The sequence below is a fragment of the Mycobacterium simiae genome, from assembly GCF_010727605.1.
Lineage (GTDB): Bacteria > Actinomycetota > Actinomycetes > Mycobacteriales > Mycobacteriaceae > Mycobacterium > Mycobacterium simiae.
The window spans coordinates 1,621,993-1,642,960 of record NZ_AP022568.1; the positions used below are offsets into that span (position 1 = coordinate 1,621,993).

Here is a 20,968-nt window from a genome sequence, read left to right on the forward strand (position 1 = left end):
TCAGGCCACCTTTTCGGGTTCGGCTCGTGCGGGTTCGGGTCGTTCGGGCTCGGGTCGCAGATGCCGCCACCAGCAGTAGACGTAGAGCAGCATCGACAACACCAACGTGACGATGACCCACAGCGTGACCGTGATGTCGACCCAGGATCCGATCGGGGGCACGTCGGGCAACGCGTTGCGCAGCGGTAGCACCGCGAAGAGCATCGCGGCGTACCAGGTCGTCATCGGGGGCTGGAACTTGCGGCGGTTGCGGGCGGTCTGGATTGCGACGAACGCGCCGACCGTGGCGAGCGCGATCAGCACCGCGACCAGGACGGCGGCGAACGCCGCGGTGCTGGGCGAGCGGGTCATGGAGACGCGGTAGGGCGAGTTCGGATGGCCGGTGCCGGCGACGGACAGTTTCCAGCCGGAGACCCTGTCGACGAATTTGACCGGCACTTGTTCGGGTGCCGGCTCGGAGCCGTAGATGAGGTCGACCGTGATGGGTCCCGAACGATAGTGATCGAGCGGCCATTTCGACGGGTCACCACCGATGGTCAGCGGGACGGGATAGTCGCCCGGCAGCATCCCCTTCGTCCAGGTGCGTTTGCTCGGCGTCACCGCGGAGTGCACCACGACGGCCAGGTCGGAGTTGAGGCCGCGGCTGACCGGATCGAGCAGCCCGGGCCCGGGCGTGATCGTGACGTTGGCGTTCAGCGCGCCCTGCATCGCGTGCAACTCGAGGAAGTCGATGGTCACCGTGGTGCCGTCGGCGGCCGTGGCGCCCGCGGTCAGTTGCACCGGGCAGCCGCAACCGGATCGGGAATACAGCGCAACTGTGGTGATGTACGCGGCAACGAAGAGGACCACTGCGGCCAGGACGGAGAATTTGACGGACCGACCTGTTGCGTTGCCGTTCGACAAGGTTGCCTCCGCGCTGACTGTGTCCGAGATCCGTTCCCGGACAAAGATAGTAAAGATGGGTTGGCTTGTCCGGGTGTTCTGTTATCTGTCGCCCACCGGCGCGTCGGGTGCGCCAACCGTCACGGGCTGCAACCGCAGATGCCGCCACCAGCAAGAAATGTAGAGGCCCATGGAGATCACCAGAACGACGATCACCCACAGCACGATCGTGATATCGATCCAGCTTCCGAAGGGGGGCGCGTCGGGCAGCGCGGTGCGCAGCGGCATCACCGCGAACAGCATCGCCGCGTACCACGTCGTCATCGGCGGCTGGAATGGCCGTCGGTCGCGCACCGTCTGTACGGCCACGAACATGGCGAAGACGGCCAGCGCGATCAGCACGCCGAGAACGACCACCCCGAACGCCACGGTGCTCGGCGATCGGGCCGCATACACCTGGTAGGGGCTGAGCAGATCGGCTTCATCGACGCGATTCACATCGATGTCCCAGGCCAGGATGCGATCGACCAACGTCACCGTCGCGGCCAGCCGCACATTGCCGGCGCCGGAGAGCAGTTCGGCGGTGATGGGTCCCGAACGGTATTCATCGAAGGGCCATTCCGCGACTTCGCCGACCACGGCCAGGGATACGCGGAACACGTCGGGCAGGGTGCCTTTGGGCCAGGTGCGCTTGCTGGCGGTCACCGCCGAGGTGACCGAAATGGTGAGGTCTTCTTTGAGGTTGTGGGTTTGCCGATCCAGCATGTCGGGCCCGGGTGCCACGTGCACGTTGGCGACCAGCAGGCTGTTGATCGTCTGGATTTCTTGCACGTCGATGGTCACCTTGGGCACATCGGGGGCTGTGAACCCGCGGACGACGACATTGCGGTGACCCATGCCGCTGCTGACGTACAGGGCGATCGAGGCGAGATAAGCGGCGACGAGCAGCACGACACCGGCGATGCCGAACCTCGTGCGCCGTCTACTCAACGGTGACCGACTTCGCCAGGTTTCGCGGTTTGTCGACGTCGTATCCGCGCGCCTGGGCCACCGCCGCGGCGAAAACCTGCAGCGGGATGGTCGACAGCAGCGGCTGCAGAAGTGTTGATACCGAAGGGATTTCGATGAGGTGGTCGGCGTAGGGCCGCACGGTGTCGTCGCCTTCTTCGGCGATGACGATCGTCACCGCGCCGCGGGTCTGAATCTCCCGAATGTTCGACATCAGCTTGGCGTGCAGCGTGGCCGATCCCTTGGGCGACGGCATGACGACGATGACCGGCAGGTCGTCCTCGATCAGTGCGATCGGGCCGTGCTTGAGCTCGCCGGCGGCAAAGCCCTCGGCGTGCATGTAGGCGAGCTCTTTGAGTTTCAGCGCGCCTTCCAATGCCACCGGATAGCCGACGTGGCGCCCCAGGAACAGCACCGTCGAGGATTGCGCGAACCGGTGGCCCAGCGCCGACACCGGTTCGATGGTGGCAAGCACCCGAGACACCAGCTCCGGCATCGCTTCCAGCTCCCGGTATTCGCGCTCGACCTCGTCGGGGTATTTGGTGCCGCGGGCCTGCGCCAGCGCCAGCCCGACCAGATAGTTGGCGGTGATCTGGGCCAGGAACGTCTTGGTGGAGGCCACCCCGATTTCCGGGCCGGCGCGAGTGTAGAGCACCGCATCGCACTCGCGCGGGATCTGCGACCCGTTGGTGTTACAGATTGCCAGCACCTTGGCCTTCTGCGCCTTGGCGTGCCGGACGGCTTCCAAAGTGTCCGCGGTCTCACCGGACTGCGAGATGGCCACTACCAGCGTGCTGCGGTCCAGAACCGGGTCCCGGTACCGGAATTCGCTGGCCAATTCGACCTCCACCGGCAGCCGCGTCCAGTGCTCGATCGCGTACTTGGCCAGCAGCCCGGAGTGATAGGCGGTGCCGCAGGCAACGACGAAGACCTTGTCGATCTCGCGCAGTTCCTGATCGGCGAGCCGTTGTTCGTCGAGCACGATGCGGCCGTTGACGAAGTGACCCAGCAGCGTATCTGCCACGGCGGTGGGTTGTTCGGCGATCTCTTTGAGCATGAAGTACTCGTAGCCGCCCTTTTCCGCGGCGGCCAGGTCCCAGTCGATATGGAAAAGTCGGGCGCTCGCGGTCACATCGGTGCCGTCGAAGTCGGTGATCCGATAGCCGTCGGCGGTCAGCACGACGCACTGGTCCTGGCCGAGTTCGACAGCACGCCGGGTGTGCGGGATGAAGGCGGCGACGTCGGAGCCGACGAACATCTCACCGTCCCCGACGCCAACCACCAGCGGGGTCGACCGCCGGGCGGCCAGAATGGTGCCGGGCTCGTCGGCGTTGGCGAACACCAGGGTGAAGTGGCCCTCCAGGCGGCGCAGCACCGACAGCACCGAGGCGGTGAAGTCGCCCGCGGTCGGCCCGTGGTGGTACGCCCGCGCGACCAGGTGCACGGCGACCTCGGTGTCGGTGTCGCTGGCGAACTCGACGCCGGCCGCCTCCAGTTCCTGGCGCAGCGTGGCGAAGTTTTCGATGATGCCGTTGTGCACGACGGCGATCTTGCCGGCGGCGTCGCGGTGCGGGTGGGCGTTGCGATCAGTGGGGCGACCGTGGGTGGCCCAGCGGGTGTGGCCGAGGCCGGTGGTGCCGCCCAGGTCCTCCGGCGCCATCTCGGCCACCGCTTTGTCCAGATTTTCCAGCCGGCCGGCGCGCCGGCGCACGGTGAGCCGGCCCGTACCGTCGACGAGGGCGACGCCGGACGAATCGTAGCCCCGGTATTCCATGCGGCGCAGCGCGTCCATGACGACCTGGCAGGCAGGGGCCTGCCCGACGTAGCCGACGATTCCGCACATTGTGACAAGGGTAGTGCAGCGGTGCGTCCCGGCCAGCCCGCCGCGAGGGGTTTGGCGTGCTCACGTGGGCCAGCAAGGGCCCTTAGCGTGCCTTGACGGCGGGTTTTGACTCGAATGTCGACCTGAGCACACGCCCGCCGGTGCCGGTATGGTGAGGCCGCCCACCTGCGCGAAAGGCCGCCATTGACCGGTTCTCCGCCCGACCCGTACCGCCGCTTCTCCGTCCGGCTCCACCACCACACCGGCGCGCTGATTTTGTGGCACCAGCGCAGCTACACCTTCACCGGCACGCTCGAACAGTGTGAGCAGGCCTACCGGCATGCGCAGGTGCACTGTCTGCTGGCCGGATGGTGGGGCCTGCTGTCGCTGTTGCTGATGAACCCGATCGCCCTGGTGTCCAACTACACGGGGATCCGGCAGGTCCGGACGCTGGCCACGCAGGCCCCGACGCCGACCGCCGCGCCTCGCCCGGTCGGCCCGCCGCCAGGCTGGTACCCGGATCCCGGCGGGCCCCGACAGCGGTACTGGGACGGTGCCGCGTGGACTCACTGGACCCATCCCCGCTAACGTCGTCTGGTGGCCCGCATCCGCAAGCTCGTCGCCGCCCTCAGCCGCCGGGGACCGCACCAGGTTTTGCGGGGTGATCTGGCGTTTGCCGGGTTACCGGGGGTGGTGTACACGCCGGAATCCGGCCTGAATTTGCCGGGCATCGCCTTCGGGCACGACTGGCTCAGCGGCACGGTCCGCTACGCGGGTCTGTTGGAGCATCTGGCCTCGTGGGGCATCGTGGCGGGGGCGCCCGACACCGAGCGGGGCCTGGCGCCGTCGGTGCTCAACTTGGCTTCCGACCTGGGCACCACCTTGGACATCGTCGCGGGCGTGCGGCTGGGACCGGGCAACATCAGCGTGCACCCCGCCAAGCTCGGGGTGGTCGGCCACGGGTTCGGCGCGTCGGCGGCGGTGTTCGCCGCGGCCGGCATGCCGACGGCGTTGGCCGCGGCGGTGGCGGTGTTTCCGACCGTCACGGCTCCCCCGGCCGAGGAGCCGGCCGCGTCGCTGACGGTGCCGGGTCTAATCCTGACCGCGCCGGGAGATGCGAAGGCGTTGAATGCCAATGCTGTGGCGCTTTCCCACGCCTGGGTCAGCGCCACGCTGCGGATCGTGGCCAAGGGCAAGGCCGGTGGGCTGGGCGAGGGCCGGCGGCTGGCGTCGGTGCTGGGGCTGCCGGGGCCCCACCGCCGCACGCAACGAACGGTGCGCGCGCTGCTGACCGGCTATCTGCTCGCCACACTGGCCGGCGACAAGACCTACCGCGACTTCGCCGATCCAGATGTGGTGCTGCCCAAGACCGCTGCCGTCGACGCCGCCCAGCCGGCGGTTGCCGTCGAGGAAAAGATCGTCGCACTATTGAAGTGATGAACTCTCTGTACCAACGGTGGATCGCCGAACTGTGGGCCGGTGAACCGATCGCGGCCGAGATCGTCAGCCCGGATTTCGTGGGTCACTGGCCCGGCCGTGACGTCCACGGGCCCGACGAACTTCAGCAGATCATCGATCAGACTCGAAACATGCTGTCCGACTTGACGTTTAGCGTTGCAGTCGGGCCGCTGCGAGACGGCGATTTCGTCGCCGCCCGATGGGTCGGTTCAGGCCGCGGCCCCGAGGGGCCGGTCTCCTTCACCGGCAACGACATCTTGCGCTTGACCGCGGACGGTCAGCGCTTCGCCGAGTACTGGACCGGCACCTCCACAAGCTGACGGACAGCTAGATCCGAGGGTTGCTGCCCCGGCACGGGGCGCTTGTTCCGGCGTGATTAAGTGTCGTTCATGCGCATCGGAATCGCTTTGGACTATTCGGGCGGCTTCCACGAGGCCGTCGACCGCATTGTCGACCTGGAAAAGGCCGGCATCGACATCGCCGTGGTGGCCGAAGCGTATTCGTTCGACGCCGTCAGCCAGCTCGGCTACCTGGCCGCCAAGACGACCACCGTGGAACTGGCCTCAGGGGTGTTTCCCATCTATATCCGCACGCCCTCGCTGCTGGCGATGACGGCCGCGGGTCTGGACTTCGTGTCCGACGGCCGGTTCCGGCTGGGCATCGGTACGTCCGGCCCGCAGGTGATGGAGGGCTTTCACGGCGTCGAGTTCGACGCGCCGATCGGCCGCACCCGCGAGATCGTGGACATCTGCCGGAAGGTGTGGCGCCGCGAGCGGGTGCAATACGACGGCAAGTACTACCAGCTGCCGCTGCCCGCCGACCGCGGGACGGGTTTGGGTAAGCCGCTGCAGCTCATCAATCACCCTGTGCGCGAACGCATTCCGGTAACGATCGCCGCACTGGGGCCGAAGAACGTCGAACTGACCGCCGAAATCGCCGAGGGCTGGCAGCCGGTGTTCTACCTGCCCGAGAAGGCCGACTCCGTGTGGGGCGAAGCACTGGCCGCCGGTACCGCCAAGCGGGATCCGGCGCTGGGACCGCTGGACGTCATGGTGCACGCATCGCTGGCCATCGGCGACAACGTCGAGGACCGGCTGGCGTGGGTGAAGCCGCAACTTGCCCTCTATATCGGCGGCATGGGCGCCAAGGGTCGCAACTTCTATCACAACCTGGCGACCCGGTACGGCTATGGCGAGGTCGCGGACACGATCCAGGAGCTGTACCTGGCCGGTCGCAAGCGCGAGGCGATCGACCTGGTGCCCGACGAGCTGGTGCGCGGCATGTCGCTGATCGGCCCGCGCGGCTTCGTGCAGGAGCGCATCGCGGCCTTCGCAGCGTCCGGTGTGACGACGCTGCTGGTCAGCCCGGCGGCCAGCGACACCGGTGAAGCCAACAGCTTCGTCGAGGAAGTGCTGCAGCTGCGGAACGCCTGAGGTCTCACTGGCCGGCCTGCGGCACCTGGTCTGCAGCGATCTCGCAGGGGGTGGATCCGCCGGTCGCTGGCGCGGGCGTGACCGCCGGCGCGTCGGCCGGTGGCACCGGGACCGCAGCGGGCTCCGGGCCCGGCGGGGCTGGCAGGTCGGCTGGCGCGTCGGCTGGCAGCTCGGCTGGCAGCTCGGCGGGTGCGGGATCGGGCGCCGGTCCTTGCTCCGCGACGTCTTTCGACTTGTCCGGCTCGTCGTGTTCGTCGTCGGGTTGGAAGGGCTCCTCGTCGGCGTCCTCGCCGAACGGGTCGTTCCCCGCCGCATCGCCGAAACCCGACGGGTCGTCGAACCCGTCGGCAGCCGGACCGAGCAGACCACTCAGCGCATCGACGATCCGGTTCGCCAAACCCCCCAAGCCGCTCAGGCCATCGCCCAGGCCGCCCGAGCCTGCGGACCCCAGGCCTGCAGACCCCAGGCCTGGGGACCCCAGGCCGCCGGCATCGCCCAAGGCGACGCCCGGGTCGGGCAGCGGTGGCGCGACAGGGCTGGTCGGCGCGGCCGGGATGGCCGCCACCGGGGCCGGGTCCGCAGCCGCCGCCGGCCCGGGAAGCGTCGCGGCGGGCAGCGTCGCGGCCGGGGCACTCGCCAGCACCGGCGCGGCCGGAATACCCGGCGGTAGCGGCGGGGCGCTCGGCGGCAGCGCAGACGGCAAGGTGGTGGGCCCGAGATCGCCCGGGAATTCGAACAGCGTCGCCGGCGCGGCGGCCATCCGATCGTTCACCATGTCGTACGCCGCCCCGAACGCGGTCAACGACGAACGCATCGCCGCCAGCCAGTCACCGCGAATGTCGTTGTCCACGTATGGCATTAGCTGCGCGCGGACGGTCTCTTCGGCGGTCGAGCGCTCGGGGGTCCCGGACGTCACCACCGCCGCGGCGGCCAACCACGACGTCCGCTGCAGCCGCGATCGATCGTCGATAACAATGGCGGTGCCCACCTTGGAGTCGAGCAGATGCCACAGGTTGTCGCGCAGCGATTCGCACCGCTGCGCGGCGGCCCGCACTTCGTTGGCGACGGCCGCCGCGGCATCGCAGTGCCGACGCAGGAACGCCGCCGCGGCCTCGCTGCCGGGGCCCGTCCACGCCGCGGTCAACTCGCCGATCTGGCCCTGGGCAATCCGCAGCCCTTCCCCCACGGCCTGGCCCGCCGCCCGCAGCTGCCCGCAATCACGGTCCAGCGCAAGCAGATTCATTCCGTCCTCGCTGTCGAACCAGTCGCGCAGCTGCGCGGGGTGCGCGGTCAAATCGGGGTGTTGGTAGCCCAGCACGTGGCAGGCGCGCACGTAGGCCTGGGTGTGCTCGATGGCGACGCGCCCCTCGGCCAGACGCCCGACGACGTCGAATCGGTCGGCCACGCGTCAGGCGATCCGCGCCGCGGCATACCGTTCGGCGTCGACGTAGCGTTCGGCCCCCGAGCGCAGCGCGACGGCGATGGCGACCGAGGCCCGCGACCATTGCGACAACTGCGCGGCCAGCCGTTCCAATTCGGCCCGCAAGGCATCGCCACGGGCGGTGTATGCCCGCCCGGCCGTCGCTCCGCTAAAAGTCAACGCCGCCAAGTGATCACACACGGCGCGGTCGACCAGTTCGGCGGCGGCCCGCATCTGATCCGCGACCCGGTGCACCGCGGCGACGTCGATTTCGGTGCGGTCAAAAGCCGCGTTTCGTATCCCCATGCCTTATCCGACGCCGCGGGGCGCGTCGGGGTTCCGGCGGAAAAGGATCAGCCCTGCGCGCTGACGGCTTCGGCGACGCGGCTGGCCAGCCGTTGCGCGGTGTCCTCCTCGGGTGCCTCCACCATGACCCTGATCATCGGCTCGGTTCCCGAGGGGCGCAACAGAATTCGTCCGGTGTCGCCGAGCTCGGCCTCGGCCGCGTCGAGTGCGGTGCGCACCGCGGGCGCAGTCGCCGCCGCAGCCTTGTCGGCCACCTCGACGTTGATCAACACCTGCGGGAACGACTTCATCTTCGAAGCGAGGTCGGCCAGCGGCAGGCCCGTCTGCACCATTCGCGTCATCAGCCGCAGCCCGGTGACGATGCCGTCGCCGGTGGAACCCAGCGCGGGCATCACGATATGACCGGATTGCTCGCCGCCCAGACTGTAGTCGCCGGCGCGCAGCTCCTCGAGAACGTAGCGGTCACCGACGCCGGTGGTGCGGACGGTGACGCCCGCCGACCGCATGGCCTGATGCAACCCCAGGTTGCTCATCACAGTGGTGACCAAGGTGTTGGAGGTCAGCTCGCCGGACTCCTGCATCGCCAGCGCGAGCACCACCATGATGGCGTCGCCGTCGACCAGCTCGCCCTTGGCGTCCAGCGCCAGGCAACGGTCGGCGTCCCCGTCGTGCGCCAGGCCCAGGTCGGCGCCGTGCGCCAGCACCGCGGCGCGCAGCGAGTCCAGGTGGGTGGAGCCGCAACGGTCGTTGATGTTGAGCCCGTTGGGCTCGGCGTTGATCGCGATGACCCGGGCGCCGGCGGCGCGGTAGGCGCGGGGTGCGGCTGAGAAGGCGGCGCCGTGCGCGCAGTCCACGACCACGGACAGGCCGTCGAGCGGCTGCGTGCTGGCCTTGCCGACGTGGCGCAGGTAGCGGTCGACGGCATCCTCGGCGTCCAGGACCCGGCCCAGCGCGGCGCCGACCGGGCGCAGTCCCGGACCGGCGGCGACCAGCTGTTCGATCTGGTCCTCGGTGTCGTCGTCGAGCTTGCGGCCGCCGGGGCCGAAGATCTTGATGCCGTTGTCGGGCATCGGGTTGTGCGAGGCGGAAATCATCACGCCGAAGTCGGCGTCATAGGCGCCGGTCAGGTAGGCCACCGCGGGAGTGGGCAGGATCCCCACCCGCAACGCGTCGACCCCCTGGCTGGTGACGCCGGCGATCACCGCGGCTTCCAGCATCTCGCCACTGGCCCGGGGATCGCGGCCGATGACGGCGACGTGGCGGCCGGGCTTTCCCGGCGCGGCCAGGCGTCGCGCGGCGGCGACGCCCAGCGAAAGTGCCAGCTCAGCGGTCAGTTCGCGATTGGCGACTCCGCGTACACCGTCGGTGCCGAATAGTCGACCCATCGGACAAACCTCTCACAGTGACGTCACGCGCACAAAGTGCATCTACCTTTGTGACCGCAACCGCGCATGTTTGCGCGACGACACGCCGAAGGTGGCGGAGAAAGACGCGCGGGCGATGCGCGGTCGCGGCCAGAAGGTGATCGCGGATCAGCGCTTGCTGTACTGCGGTGCCTTGCGGGCCTTCTTCAGGCCGTACTTCTTGCGCTCGGTGGCACGCGGGTCACGGGTGAGGAAGCCGGCCTTCTTCAGCGGGGGCCGGTCCTCGGGCTGGGCCAGGATCAGCGCCCGGGCGATGCCTAGCCGCAGCGCCCCGGCCTGACCCGACGGGCCGCCGCCGTGCAGCAGCGCGTAAACGTCGAAGGTCTCGGCTCGGTCGACGGTCACCAGCGGGGCCTTGATCAGCTGCTGGTGCACCTTGTTCGGGAAGTAGTCCTCCAGGCTGCGGCCGTTGAGGTTGAACTTGCCGGTGCCGGGCACCAGGCGCACCCGCACCACGGCCTCCTTACGGCGGCCGACGGTCTGGATGGGCCGATCGAGCAGGATCGGGGCGCTGGGCTGCGCCGCCGGGGCCTCCGCCGAAGCCTGAGCGGGGGGCTCGGCCGGGGTCTCGTCGGTCACGGCCTCGGCGGTCACCTCGGTCGCGTCCGCGCTGGTTTCCTCAACGCTTTCCAAGTTGGGTTCGGTCACTGGGCCACCTGCTTGATCTCGTACGGAACCGGCTGCTGCGCCGCGTGCGGGTGCTGCGGGCCGGCGTAGACGTGGAGTTTGCGCTGGATCTGGCGGCTGAGCTTGTTGTGCGGGAGCATGCCGACGATCGCGTTCTCGACTACGCGGGTGGGGTGCTTTTCCAGCAGCTCACCGATCGTGCGCTTGCGCAGACCGCCGGGATACCCCGAGTGGCTGTAGGCCAGCTTGCTCTGCAGTTTGTCGCCGGACAGGGCGACCTTGTCGGCGTTAATGACGATGACGTAGTCGCCGCCGTCGACATTGGGGGCGAACGTCGGCTTGTGCTTACCGCGCAGCAGGGTGGCTGCCGCGACGGCAAGACGGCCAAGCACTACGTCCGTGGCGTCGATGACGTACCACGACCGCGTGGTGTCACCCGCCTTGGGCGCGTAGGTGGGCACAGCGCTTACCACTTTCTCTTTGCGAGCCCTTCAGCTCGGGGTCGGATCCCGGTTCGAGCCGGGTGCCGGTCAGACGTACACGGTTGGGGTTTGGTCTCGGCGACCGACGTTGACCCGAGTCCCCGGCGTACCGCACGCCAACGGAGCAGCTTACCGACCCGCGTCCCCGCAGGTCAAAATCACTGTGTGGTCCCGACAGCTCTCCTTTCCGCCGGGACCACACAGTTGCTCATGGTTGGGCTACCTGGCCCAGAGGCCGGCCGCCCTGCGGTCGGCGCTGGCCACCTCTTGTGCGCCGTCGCGCACCGCGTTGCCCAGGTCGGCCAGGATCTCGTTCAACGCGGTGGCCGCCTGGTGCCATTGCAGCTGTTCGGCCTGGTAGGCCGCCGCCGCTTCGCGGGTCCATAGCTGTTGCAGCGGGGCGATCTGTGACCTCAGCTCGTCCAGCGCGGCGTTGAAGCGCGCTGACGTGGTGTGAATCTCCTGGCGCACCGAGTGCTCGATTTCGCCGAAGTTGTACGCAAGCACGGGATCCACCGAAGCGCTCCTCACAAGTTCCCGCCGGCTGCGGCAATCTGCTGGGCATGCTGCTGACCGGCCTCCTGTAGCACGGCCTCGTTGTGCCGTATCGTCTCGGCGATCGTGTGCAGCACCCGGTAGAGCCGCAGCGACTCCGCGTTCCAGCGATCCACCACTTCTTTGAACCGCGCCGCGGCAAGACCGCCCCACACCGACGGGGGCACGCTGTTCATCCGGCCGATGAAGGCCTGCAACATCGCCCGGATCTCCTCATTGCGAGCGTCGGTCGTGCTTGCGACGGAGCGCATCAAATCAAAGTCGGCGCTCAGCGCGTTGGTGCCCAGCGGTGTAGCCACCTTCTCCCCTTTCTGCTGACACCCAGTACGACTCCACCCGCCGCCGGTCGGTTCCCACGATTTTTCGCTCCACCTCATCCGAGGGTGTGCGCGGTGCGCACCGCCTGCTCACACGCCGGCCCGACGGCCCACTCGGCGCCGGGCCTGCTCTGGCAGCCGATGCTGATCCGCAGCGGGCCATCGACCAGCACCGTCCACCGCACGTGATGGCTGGCGCGCACTTCTCGGTACAGGACCGCGGGTCGCCCGGCGCTGATCCCGGCGGGGTTGAAGTCCACGAACACCCCGGCCGGCTCCGCGTCGATCGCACGCCGCAGCTGCTCGGCGGTGGCGCTGAGCGCGGCGTCGGCGATCGCCGACTGAGTGATGTGCAACGCCACTTCAAGGTCCGACGGGGAGCTGACCTGCACCCGCGCCGAGCCCGGACCCGCGACCACGCGCTGCACCAGCCAGTCCGCGGGCACGCTCACCGCCACCCGGCCCTCCACCAGGACGGCCGTCGCCGCATCCTCGGTGACCACGCCGCGGTGCCCGAGGGTCGTCATCGCCGGCACGGCCGCCGCCAGCAACACCACCGCGGCGGACAGCCAGCCCAGCAGCCGAACCCGCTGTCGCACGGTGCCGGTCCCAGTGCCGGTCCCAGTGCCGGTCTCAGTGCCGGTCTCAGTGCCGGTCTCAGGGCCGGTCTCAGCGCCGGTCCCGGCGCCGGTGCCGGTGGTGGCAGGCGGGTGGGGCGACTCGGCCGGAGTCCTGCGGCCCGCCGCCGACGCCAGCCGTGCCATTCCGGCGTCGTCGATTTCGACCGGCGTGCCGCCGTGTTGGCGCACTCGGTCGCCGATCATTGCCGCGAGCGTCGCCGCACCGGACACCGCACTGGGCACATCGATCAGGATTGTCGCTGCGACGGAACCTATTTCGTCGATTCGTCGTACGATCTCGTCCGCAACTGCGCCGCGCGCTCCGATGCGCGGTACGGCGACGACGGCGCCGAACGTGATGGCCACCAACTGCTCGGCGATCTCCACCAGCACCGCTGCCCGCGCACTCGATGCCCGCTCGAGTAGCCACGATCGCGGACGCAGCTCGACGTCGTCGCCCAGGACCGCCGCGGCCGCCGCCACCACATCGATGCGCGCCGACGGCCACCACGACGGGTAAAGCACTTGCCCCCCGATGTCCCCGCAGCGCAGCGAACGCAGCGTAGAACGCCACAGGTCATCGACGCGGACCGCGCGTCCTCGCACCAACGCCGTCCGGTCGTCGATCGCAGTCAACGCAATGTGGCCATAGTCCGCGGTTGTCGTTGTGGCGCAACATAATCGACGGATCGACCCCGGTCCTGTCGCGATCACGGTGCGGTGCCCGCTCATGGCGTCGGCGTCCAGCCCACTTGCAGTACCGCTTCGTCGCCGCCGCGAGCAACCAGCACGGCCCGCCCGGCGGGCAGCCGCACCGGTCGACTCGATCCCAACAGGGTGCCGTCGTCGGGACCGGCGCTCATCATCAGTCCGACGCAACCGAATTCGATCAGGCCCGCCAAGAGCGGCTCGAACAATCCGCGTGCCGCACCCCCGCTGCGCCGTGCCACGATCACATGTAAGCCGAGATCCCTTGCGTGTGGCAGGTATTCGAGCAGGTCGAGCAGCGGGTTCCCGGTCGGTGCGGCGACCAGGTCGTAGTCGTCGATCACGAGGTAGACATCCGGCCCCGACCACCAAGATCGCGCCCGCAGCTGTGCCGGGCTGACCTTTTCCGGCGGCATCCGCCGCTGCAATGTGTCGAGCAAGCCGGGAAGCAGTGCCCGCAGCGCCGCCGGTGACATGGCGTAGCCGTCGAGATGTTCCGACTCGACCACGCCGAGCAGGCTGCGCCGATAGTCGACGATGCACAGCCGCGCCCGTTCCGGCGTCGCGGTCCGAACGATCTCGCGGCACACGGTCCGCAATGTCGCGGTCTTTCCGCATTCGTTCTCCCCGAGGATCACGAGGTGCGAATTCCGCTCGAGGTCGACTGCGATCGGACGCAGCTGACGCTCTTCGACACCGAGCAGGATCTGGGCCACGGCCGCCGCGTCCGCGCGCCGCAGGACCTCGTCTTGGTCGACGTGGGTGGGCAGCAGCGGTATGGACGGCGCCGCCAGACCGTCCGCACGGGACGCAAACACGCTTGCCTCGATCGGCGGGGAGATGACCATGTGCAGCCCGTCCTGGGACAGACCCCGACCCGGTCGGTCGCGAGGCACCTCGTGTGCACGCCTGCGATCGATCTCCGAATCAGCGGGATCGCCGAGCCGCAATTCGATGCGGGTGCCGAGCTGATCTTTCAGCGCCGGCCTGATCTCTGCCCAGCGCAGCGCCGAGAGCAGCACGTGCACACCGAACGAGAGTCCTTGACCGGCAAGGGCAATGATGGGCTCTTCGAGGGCCGGTAAGTCATGACGCAGGCCCGCCCAGCCGTCGACCACCAGAAAGATATGGCCGACTCGAATCTGGCCGCGGGCAGCGCAGGCGAGTTGCGACGCCGCGCGGCTGCGCACGATGGATTCGAGTTCGGCGATCATGCGCACGGCGAGCTGGGTTTCGGCCCGGCCGGCGACGGCGCCCACGTGCGGCAGGCTGCGCAACACCGTCAGCGCGCCACCGCCGAAGTCCAGGCAATAGAACTGCACCTGGCCCGGGTCGTGGCTGGCGGCCAGCGCCGTGATCAGGGTCCGCATCGCCGTTGATTTGCCGGATCGCGGCGCGCCGACGATCGCGGCATTGCCCCCGGCGCCGGACAGGTCCACCGTCAGCGGTGTTCGGCATTGGTCGAACGGCCGGTCAATGATTCCGATGGACACTCGCAACCCACCCGCGTCGCGCAGCAGGCCGTCCAGCGGCGGCGCCGAACCCAGTGGCGGGAGCCAGACTTGGTGGGCGGACGGCCCGTGCCCGGCCAGCCGGTCCAGTACCCCGCGCAGCACGCTGGGCAGCACCGCCTCCGGTTCGCCGACCCCCGCCACCGGACCAACCGCTTCCGTGGTGAACACCCGCACCGATGCCGGCCCAGCACGGGAGGCGACCAGCGGAGGCGGGCCCGGTTGCGCCGGTCCCGACACGAATGCGGTGTGGAAGCCAATCAGCTCACCGCTTCCCACCCGCAACAGTCCCACCCCGGGCGTGTTCGGCAACTGGTACGCATCGGTGGTGCCCAGCACGATTCGGGACTCGCTGGCCGACAGGGTCTTCAGGCACACGCGGTAGGAGAGGTGAGCCTCCAATCCCCGCAGCCGGCCCTCATCGAGGCGCTGGCTGGCCAGCAATAGATGCATGCCCAACGACCGGCCGAGTCGGCCGATCGCGACGAATGTGTCGGCGAAATCCGGTTGCTGGCTCAATAATTCGGAGAACTCGTCGACGATGATGAACAGCGCCGGCAACGCAGGCCGGCCGGAGCCGGTGTGGCGGGCCTGCTCGTATGCCGCCACACTGGCACAGCCCGCCGTGCGTAGCAGCTGTTGTCGACGGTTGATCTCCCCACCCAGTGCATCGCGCATCCGGGCGACCAGCGGTGCGTCCTGCGAGAGATTGGTGATGACCGCGGCGACATGCGGTGCCGATGCCAGGTCGAGAAATGTGGCGCCGCCCTTGAAGTCGACCAGCAACAGGTTGAGTACCGACGGTGGATTGCGGGCCATCATGCCGAGCGCGACCGTACGCAGCAGCTCCGACTTCCCGGACCCGGTGGCACCCACGCAAAGGCCGTGCGGCCCCATGCCGTGCTCGGCGGCCTCCTTGATGTCCAGCTCGAGGGCCGCTCCGTCGAGCGTGTATCCCAGCGGTGCGCGCAGCCTGTCGCCTCGGTCCTGCCGGTCCCACAGCGCGCGTGGGTCGAATCGAGCAATGTCGTCGATGCCGGCCAGGTCCGGCCAGCCGGCCCGCGCGGTCGGCAAAGCCGCGGCGTCAAGCCGGAATCCGGCCAGCCGCCGAGCGCATATCACCGCGTCGAGCGGGTCCATCCGGTCGGGTGCCGACACCGTGATGGGCACGCCGTTGTGCTCGATCGTCACGGGCGAGCCGGCGCGACCCGGTCTGAGTTGAATGACGGTGGTAGTCGGGAACGCCGCAACGCCAGGGCATTCGACGATTTGCTCGTCGTCGTAGATGGCGTCGTAGATCATCACTATGCGTACCGGCGGCGCAGCCTGGGCCAGCGCGCCGTGCGCCGCGGCTGGGCTCCGGTAGACCATGCGGAGCGCACCGACCGCATCGTGCGCGCCCGGGTGCGCATTGTGGGGCAACCACTTCAACCAATCCCAGTACTCCCGGTTGCCCGGCCAGACCACACCGACGATCCAGAGTTGGTCCGGTGGGTGCAGCACCGCCAACTGACACAGCATCGCGCGCAGTAATCCGCGGGCTTCGGCCGGATCGCCGGCGACGGTCAGATCCCTGATCGCGGTCAAGTCCACGGTGACGGGCGCCTGCGCGAGTGTCGCGTAGGTGTCCACGAAGCGGTGCGCGGCCGCGACAGTCACCGGATCCGCCCGTCCCCCCGGTTGCATCTCGGGGCCTACCAACCGCGTCGAAAGCGGACGCGGGCCGACGCCGACGCGAACCACCGCGAAATCGGCGTCTCCCGCCCGCCTCGCCCACGTTCGCGGGCCGCCGACCAACGTCCATAGCGTGGCGGGACCCGGATGGCTCCATTGCAGTGATTCCCGTTGCGCCGCAGCGGTTTCGGCCACCGTGGCGCGCAGCGCACGCAGGTATTCTAGATAATCGTGGCGGGCCGCGTCCAGCTGGCGCCCCGGCCCGTGGCCGCCTTGCGTGATCGCCGTCAGCACCATCGACACCAGCATCATCAATGGGAAGACCAAATACGCGGGGTTGTGGGCGACGGTCGAGCCGGAGAAGAAGCTCACCGCCATGACCGCGAGCGCCACGACGGACATGCCGACCGGCACCACTCGCAGGAGCAGCCTGCGAGTGGGCAGGCTAGACAGCTCCGGCGGCGCGGCGATGACGACGTCGTCGGTCGAAACCGGCGGCGGTTGCCGCACCGCCGGCACGAAATCCTGAGTCATCGCTGGCCTCCCACTGCGCGACGACCGTAGGCAGCACCCACATGGCGCGCAATTCACCTGTGCACAACCGAAATCACGTAAACCGGATTCGCGCTAGTCTCCCGTCATCCGAAACTGGAAAGGCTGACGATGTCTGTATCCGATCCGGGACTGCGCCGCGTTTCCGTGCACGCCGGGAGCGCCGTGGTGGATGTCGCGCTGCCTTCCGCGATGCCGATTGCCGCCCTGGTCCCGCCCATCGTCGACATCCTCACTGCCCAGGGCATCAACGAGCTCCCCGGCCGACGCGACCGGCTGGCCGTGCCCGGCGCAGCGGCGCTGGACCCGTCGAAAACTTTGCTGCAGAACGGGGTCCGTGATGGAGATGTCTTGGTACTGACCACATCTGAGCCGCCGCCACCCATGGTGCGTTACCACGACGTCGCCGATGCGGTGGCAGAGCTGCGGTGCAACGGGAAATCGGCGCCGTCGCCGAGGATGCGGCTCACCGTGGCAATCTGCGCCGGCGGACTCACCGGAACGGGGATCCTGCTACTCGTGGCAAACACACTGAACGGCAACGCCTTCGGCTTCCACGGCATGACCGCGGTGAGTACGGCACTGGTCGCCGTCATCGCCGTCGCCGCCGCGGTGATTGCGCAGCGCGCCAACCGGGATGCGATGGCCGGACTCACGCTGAGCCTGATCGGGATCGCGTTGGCCGCGACCGCCGGGCTTCTCGGCGTGCCCGGCGCCCCGGGCGTCCCCAACGTGCTGTTGGCGGCGACGGCGGGCATGGTCGCGGCGGTCCTGACGATGCGCGTCGTCGCGGGTGCCGTCGTCACGTTGACCGCGGTGTCGTGTTTTTCGGCCGTGGTTGCCGCCGCGGCGTTGGGCGGTGTGGTCACGGGCGCCCCTACACATGCGGTCGGCGCCGCGGCTACGGCGGTATCGCTGGGCCTGCTTGCCACCTCGGGCCGTGCCGCGATCGCCTTAGCCGGTTTGTCACCGCACCGCCCGCCGACTGCGGACACCGAATTGAGATTGGCGGTGAGGCGCGCCGACGGGTGGTTGGCTAGCCTGCGGGCCGCATTCTCGGCGGCTACGGCGCTCGGCGCCGTGGTCACCGTGCTGGCCGGCGCGCCACGGCTTGACTGCCTCGCATTGGCCACCGCGGCTGGCGTGCTCCTGCTGCTGCGCGCCGATTCCGCCAGCGGCGGGAGCTCTTTGGTCTGCGCGGTCAGTGCGACGGTAACGATCTCAACGACATTCGCGTGCACGATGATTCGGCTATCTGGGCACGGTCCGTGGCTAGTCGCGGCGACGGCGTTGTTAGTGGCCGCGGCGTGCTATCTCGGGTTCGTCGCACCGCACCGCCCGATGTCGCCCCTGGCGCGAAAGGCCGTCGAGTTGTTCGAGTGTGTGGTCCTGATCGGGACGGTGCCGTTGGCCTGCTGGATCTGCGGATGCTACGACACCGCGCGCGGCTTGCAGCTGCGATGGGGCTGACCACCTCGGTCGTCGTGCGGCTCGTGTCGGCATTCGCGCTCGCCGTGTGCTGGCCCGTGGGAATGCCTTCCGCGCACGCGGTTTCGCCACCGGGAATCGACGACCGGATGTTGCCCAAGCCGGCCCGGCCCGTGCCGCCGCGGCCGACGGTGCAGCGCGAGGTCTGCGCGATGCTGGCCGGTGCGCCGGGCCCGCCCCCGACGCAACGCGCGGATCTGGAGCTGCCCCGCGTCTGGCAGCTCAGCCGCGGGGCGGGCCAACGCGTCGCGGTCATCGACACCGGTGTGTCGCGACATCCCCGGCTGCCCGATGTGGTGCCCGGTGGCGACTACGTGTTCACCGGTGACGGCACCCAGGATTGCGACGCACACGGAACTCTGGTCGCCGGAATCATTGCCGCGACAGACGTTTCCAGGGTGGATGCCTTCAGCGGCCTAGCACCCGACGTCACACTGATCAGCATCCGGCAGTCCAGCGCGAAATTCGCCCCGGCCAACGATGCGTCCCACGTTGGGATGGGCGACGTCAATACCATGGCGAGCGCCGTCCGCACCGCCGCCGACCTCGGCGCCTCGGTGATCAACATTTCGTCGGTGGCGTGCGTGCCGGCAACGTCCGCGCTTGACGACCGGGCCCTGGGCGCTGCGCTGGCGTACGCCGTCGACGTCAAAAATGCCGTTGTCGTGGCCGCAGCGGGAAATACCGGCGGCACCGGGCAGTGTCCGCCGCAGCGGCCGGATGCGAACTGGGAAACCAGCTCCGTCGCGGTGAGTCCGGCTTGGTACGACGATTACGTGCTGACCGTCGGGTCGGTGAGCGCGGACGGAACACCGTCGGCCTTCAGCCTGGCGGGCCCGTGGGTGGATGTCGCCGCGGTCGGCGAGGGGGTCACTTCGCTGACGTCGGCTCCGCTGTCGGGAACCAGTTATGCCGCTCCGGTTGTCAGTGGGCTGGCCGCGCTGATCCGGGCCCGGTTTCCGGCCTTGACGGCACGGCAGGTGATGCAGCGCATCGAAACGACCGCACGTCACCCGCCCACGGGCTGGAATCCGGTGGTGGGCAACGGCGCCGTCGACATCCTCGCGGCCGTGAGCTCCGATTCGGGCTCGCCCGGCAACATCGTGAAACCAGCGCCGGCCCAGGCACCGGGCGCCGCGCCGCCCCGGACCGGATCGAGGCCGACCGATCCGCGGTCCCGGGACACCGCGCTGCGTGGCACGGCCTTATGCGTGATCGCTGCCTTGTGCGTGCTGTTCTTCGGGGCAGCCAAACGCCGGCGTCGCTCACCGGGGAGCCGTGAGCACGTCACGGGCGACTGATGCGTTCGCCCTGCTCAGTTCCGGGCCGCAGGGCAGCACCGCGAGCATCGGCCAGGGCACCGCCACAGGCTGTGCCGGCAGACCGAGATCGTGTGCCGCGTCGTCGTCAGGGACTGGGAACCGCACGCCCGTGTCGGTGACGAGGTATCGCGTCCCCGGGGCGCTGCCGCCGCGGACGTAGGCGGTCCGGCCGGGCGGCAGGTAGACGCCGTCGAGGGCCGGACCCGTGCCGTCGGCTTGCGCGAGCGTCACCGGCGCCTGCCCGGGCGGCAGTGGCACACCGCGGCCAATGACGAATACCACCTCGCCCGATGAGTCGCCCGATGTGCGGCGGGTCCGCACGCACACGGCGAGGCCGGTGCCGCCCAGGCCGGCGTCGACGGACTGAGGCGCACGGTCGGGGAATGTCGCCACCGGCAGCGTGTCCACGATCTGCGCACCACGGAGCGCGTCCGGCGTCACCCGGGCGATCTGCGCGCTGCCCCGCGAGTCGCCGAAACGCAGCAGATCCGCGGCGACTTGGCCGATCCGCTGCACCCCGGTGTCCAGCACCGCGTAAAACTCGTCACCGTCACCGCGGGTGAGACGCAACACACTGCCGACCGGGAAACCGGACGGACTCGCCGCCCGGCTGCCCGCATTCCGAACGTGGGGCATGGTGATCGGCGGAACCTCCGGCACCGCGTTCAACAAGGCCTGCGACACGGCGATCGGCACCTGCCCCTCCAGCCGCAATGCGCGCACCACCGCGGTATCCGCGAGGTCCACCACCGCCCGCTGCCCGTTGTAGAGCAGGTAGGCGGGCGGGCCCGTGCCGGCGCTGACCAGCACGGCCTGATCCCGGGCCAGGCGTCGGGCCGCGGTATTCCCGCTCGCCCCGACCACGACCGTCGTAACCCCGCCCGTGTCGCAGATCGCCCAGTCGGCGTCGTCGACCGACAGCGGCGCGCCAAGAGACGCGGGCGCGCCCGGAATCCCTAACAGTGGGCCACGTTTGGTGCGTCGCATCGCGGCGTCGCGCACCGGCAGCGGGTCGGCGTCGGTTTGGGCGATCAACCGCGCAGAGGCCAGATTGAGCACCGGGTGCCAGCTGTCGCCGACTCGCACGTACAGCGCTCCGGTGTGGTTACCCATGACAATGCGGGCGTGATCGAGCCGCGGTTCGGGCTGCAGTACACCCAGCAATGCAAAACCGGCTGCCGTGATGAGCGCGAGAACACCGCCGATCGTGAGCGGAGCCGTACCTGACCGCAGCGGTTCGCCGGAGGCGCCCGTCTGCCCGCGCAGCAGCGCGCGTTCGAGGCGGCGCAGCAGAAAGCGATAACCGCTGATGTGCGCCCAGGTTGTCGGCTGCTGGGTCATGACCTCCCTCGTTCGCCA

Annotated in this window: 19 protein-coding genes; 6 read left to right on the top strand and 13 right to left on the bottom strand. The window is 69.2% G+C overall.

From position 1 onward, the window contains the following. The 3 genes from G6N33_RS07365 to glmS form a co-directional block, all read right to left on the bottom strand. On the bottom strand, positions 1-849 hold the full coding sequence (locus G6N33_RS07365) for a DUF4436 domain-containing protein (protein WP_231382553.1): 849 nt from the start codon (positions 847-849) through the stop codon (positions 1-3). 135 nt (positions 850-984) lie between these two features. Continuing rightward, positions 985-1,872, bottom strand: a complete 888-nt coding sequence (locus G6N33_RS07370; protein ID WP_044509908.1) for a DUF4436 domain-containing protein — start codon at positions 1,870-1,872, stop codon at positions 985-987. Further along, entirely contained in the window at positions 1,865-3,733 is a 1,869-nt protein-coding gene (gene glmS, locus G6N33_RS07375) for a glutamine--fructose-6-phosphate transaminase (isomerizing) (protein ID WP_101528756.1), read from the bottom strand. The genes G6N33_RS07370 and glmS overlap by 8 nt, the downstream gene beginning before the upstream one ends. A 183-nt stretch (positions 3,734-3,916) precedes the next feature. On the opposite strand from glmS, the gene G6N33_RS07380 reads away from it, so the two are divergent. From G6N33_RS07380 to G6N33_RS07395, 4 genes are all read left to right on the top strand, one after another. Beyond that, positions 3,917-4,300 (top strand): DUF2510 domain-containing protein, encoded by a 384-nt coding sequence (locus G6N33_RS07380; RefSeq protein ID WP_232069466.1) that lies wholly within the window; start codon positions 3,917-3,919, stop codon positions 4,298-4,300. A 9-nt stretch (positions 4,301-4,309) separates the two neighbouring features. Continuing rightward, on the top strand, positions 4,310-5,149 hold the full coding sequence (locus tag G6N33_RS07385; protein ID WP_101528758.1) for a dienelactone hydrolase family protein: 840 nt from the start codon (positions 4,310-4,312) through the stop codon (positions 5,147-5,149). Then, positions 5,149-5,490, top strand: a complete 342-nt coding sequence (locus G6N33_RS07390; RefSeq protein WP_044509905.1) for an ester cyclase — start codon at positions 5,149-5,151, stop codon at positions 5,488-5,490. Before G6N33_RS07385 ends, G6N33_RS07390 begins: the two co-directional genes overlap by 1 nt. A gap of 69 nt (positions 5,491-5,559) precedes the next feature. After that, positions 5,560-6,603, top strand: a complete 1,044-nt coding sequence (locus G6N33_RS07395; protein ID WP_044509904.1) for an LLM class F420-dependent oxidoreductase — start codon at positions 5,560-5,562, stop codon at positions 6,601-6,603. A gap of 4 nt (positions 6,604-6,607) precedes the next feature. Here the strand turns inward: G6N33_RS07395 and G6N33_RS07400 are convergent, their stop codons facing one another. The 9 genes from G6N33_RS07400 to G6N33_RS07440 all read right to left on the bottom strand — a co-directional run bounded on the left by G6N33_RS07400 (position 6,608) and on the right by G6N33_RS07440 (position 16,781). Further along, positions 6,608-8,008, bottom strand: coding sequence for a hypothetical protein (locus G6N33_RS07400; protein ID WP_101528759.1), 1,401 nt, complete (start codon positions 8,006-8,008; stop codon positions 6,608-6,610). A gap of 3 nt (positions 8,009-8,011) precedes the next feature. Continuing rightward, on the bottom strand, positions 8,012-8,329 hold the full coding sequence (locus G6N33_RS07405; protein ID WP_044509903.1) for a type VII secretion target: 318 nt from the start codon (positions 8,327-8,329) through the stop codon (positions 8,012-8,014). A 47-nt stretch (positions 8,330-8,376) separates the two neighbouring features. After that, the gene (gene glmM / locus G6N33_RS07410) at positions 8,377-9,714 is read right to left on the bottom strand and encodes a phosphoglucosamine mutase (protein WP_101528760.1); all 1,338 of its coding nucleotides are present in this window, start codon (positions 9,712-9,714) and stop codon (positions 8,377-8,379) included. 147 nt (positions 9,715-9,861) lie between these two features. Continuing rightward, on the bottom strand, positions 9,862-10,332 hold the full coding sequence (rpsI, locus tag G6N33_RS07415; RefSeq protein WP_163771764.1) for a 30S ribosomal protein S9: 471 nt from the start codon (positions 10,330-10,332) through the stop codon (positions 9,862-9,864). A gap of 65 nt (positions 10,333-10,397) precedes the next feature. Beyond that, positions 10,398-10,841, bottom strand: coding sequence for a 50S ribosomal protein L13 (gene rplM / locus G6N33_RS07420; RefSeq protein WP_044509899.1), 444 nt, complete (start codon positions 10,839-10,841; stop codon positions 10,398-10,400). A gap of 240 nt (positions 10,842-11,081) precedes the next feature. Further along, the gene (locus G6N33_RS07425; protein ID WP_044509898.1) at positions 11,082-11,378 is read right to left on the bottom strand and encodes a WXG100 family type VII secretion target; all 297 of its coding nucleotides are present in this window, start codon (positions 11,376-11,378) and stop codon (positions 11,082-11,084) included. Between the two features lie 11 nt (positions 11,379-11,389). Next, a complete protein-coding gene (locus G6N33_RS07430) occupies positions 11,390-11,668 on the bottom strand; it encodes a WXG100 family type VII secretion target (RefSeq protein WP_456299196.1) in 279 nt (92 codons plus the stop codon). Between the two features lie 122 nt (positions 11,669-11,790). Further along, a complete protein-coding gene (locus tag G6N33_RS07435; protein WP_408632767.1) occupies positions 11,791-12,990 on the bottom strand; it encodes a type VII secretion-associated protein in 1,200 nt (399 codons plus the stop codon). Between the two features lie 92 nt (positions 12,991-13,082). Continuing rightward, the gene (locus G6N33_RS07440) at positions 13,083-16,781 is read right to left on the bottom strand and encodes a type VII secretion protein EccC (RefSeq protein WP_044509895.1); all 3,699 of its coding nucleotides are present in this window, start codon (positions 16,779-16,781) and stop codon (positions 13,083-13,085) included. A gap of 129 nt (positions 16,782-16,910) precedes the next feature. Between G6N33_RS07440 and eccD the strand changes: the two genes are divergently transcribed. Together eccD and mycP are read left to right on the top strand one after the other, a co-directional pair. After that, positions 16,911-18,269, top strand: a complete 1,359-nt coding sequence (gene eccD, locus G6N33_RS07445) for a type VII secretion integral membrane protein EccD (protein WP_101528761.1) — start codon at positions 16,911-16,913, stop codon at positions 18,267-18,269. Further along, positions 18,260-19,588 carry a type VII secretion-associated serine protease mycosin gene (mycP, locus tag G6N33_RS07450; protein WP_044509893.1) on the top strand — a complete coding sequence of 443 codons (1,329 nt, stop codon included), beginning with the start codon at positions 18,260-18,262 and terminating at the stop codon, positions 19,586-19,588. The genes eccD and mycP overlap by 10 nt, the downstream gene beginning before the upstream one ends. Here the strand turns inward: mycP and eccB are convergent. Further along, positions 19,553-20,950: a type VII secretion protein EccB gene (gene eccB, locus G6N33_RS07455; RefSeq protein ID WP_101528762.1), complete on the bottom strand. Its 1,398-nt coding sequence runs from the start codon at positions 20,948-20,950 to the stop codon at positions 19,553-19,555. The two genes, mycP and eccB, sit on opposite strands and share 36 nt — an antisense overlap. Positions 20,951-20,968 lie beyond the last annotated feature (18 nt).

Coding starts and splice junctions, on each gene's coding strand:
- glmS (WP_101528756.1), bottom strand. CDS start 3,733: ATGTGCGGAATCGTCGGCTACGTCGGGCAGGCCCCTGCCTGCCAGGTC.
- G6N33_RS07390 (WP_044509905.1), top strand. CDS start 5,149: ATGAACTCTCTGTACCAACGGTGGATCGCCGAACTGTGGGCCGGTGAA.
- G6N33_RS07395 (WP_044509904.1), top strand. CDS start 5,560: ATGCGCATCGGAATCGCTTTGGACTATTCGGGCGGCTTCCACGAGGCC.
- G6N33_RS07405 (WP_044509903.1), bottom strand. CDS start 8,329: ATGGGGATACGAAACGCGGCTTTTGACCGCACCGAAATCGACGTCGCC.
- glmM (WP_101528760.1), bottom strand. CDS start 9,714: ATGGGTCGACTATTCGGCACCGACGGTGTACGCGGAGTCGCCAATCGC.
- G6N33_RS07430 (WP_456299196.1), bottom strand. CDS start 11,668: ATGCGCTCCGTCGCAAGCACGACCGACGCTCGCAATGAGGAGATCCGG.
- G6N33_RS07440 (WP_044509895.1), bottom strand. CDS start 16,781: ATGACTCAGGATTTCGTGCCGGCGGTGCGGCAACCGCCGCCGGTTTCG.
- eccD (WP_101528761.1), top strand. CDS start 16,911: ATGTCTGTATCCGATCCGGGACTGCGCCGCGTTTCCGTGCACGCCGGG.
- mycP (WP_044509893.1), top strand. CDS start 18,260: ATGGGGCTGACCACCTCGGTCGTCGTGCGGCTCGTGTCGGCATTCGCG.
- eccB (WP_101528762.1), bottom strand. CDS start 20,950: ATGACCCAGCAGCCGACAACCTGGGCGCACATCAGCGGTTATCGCTTT.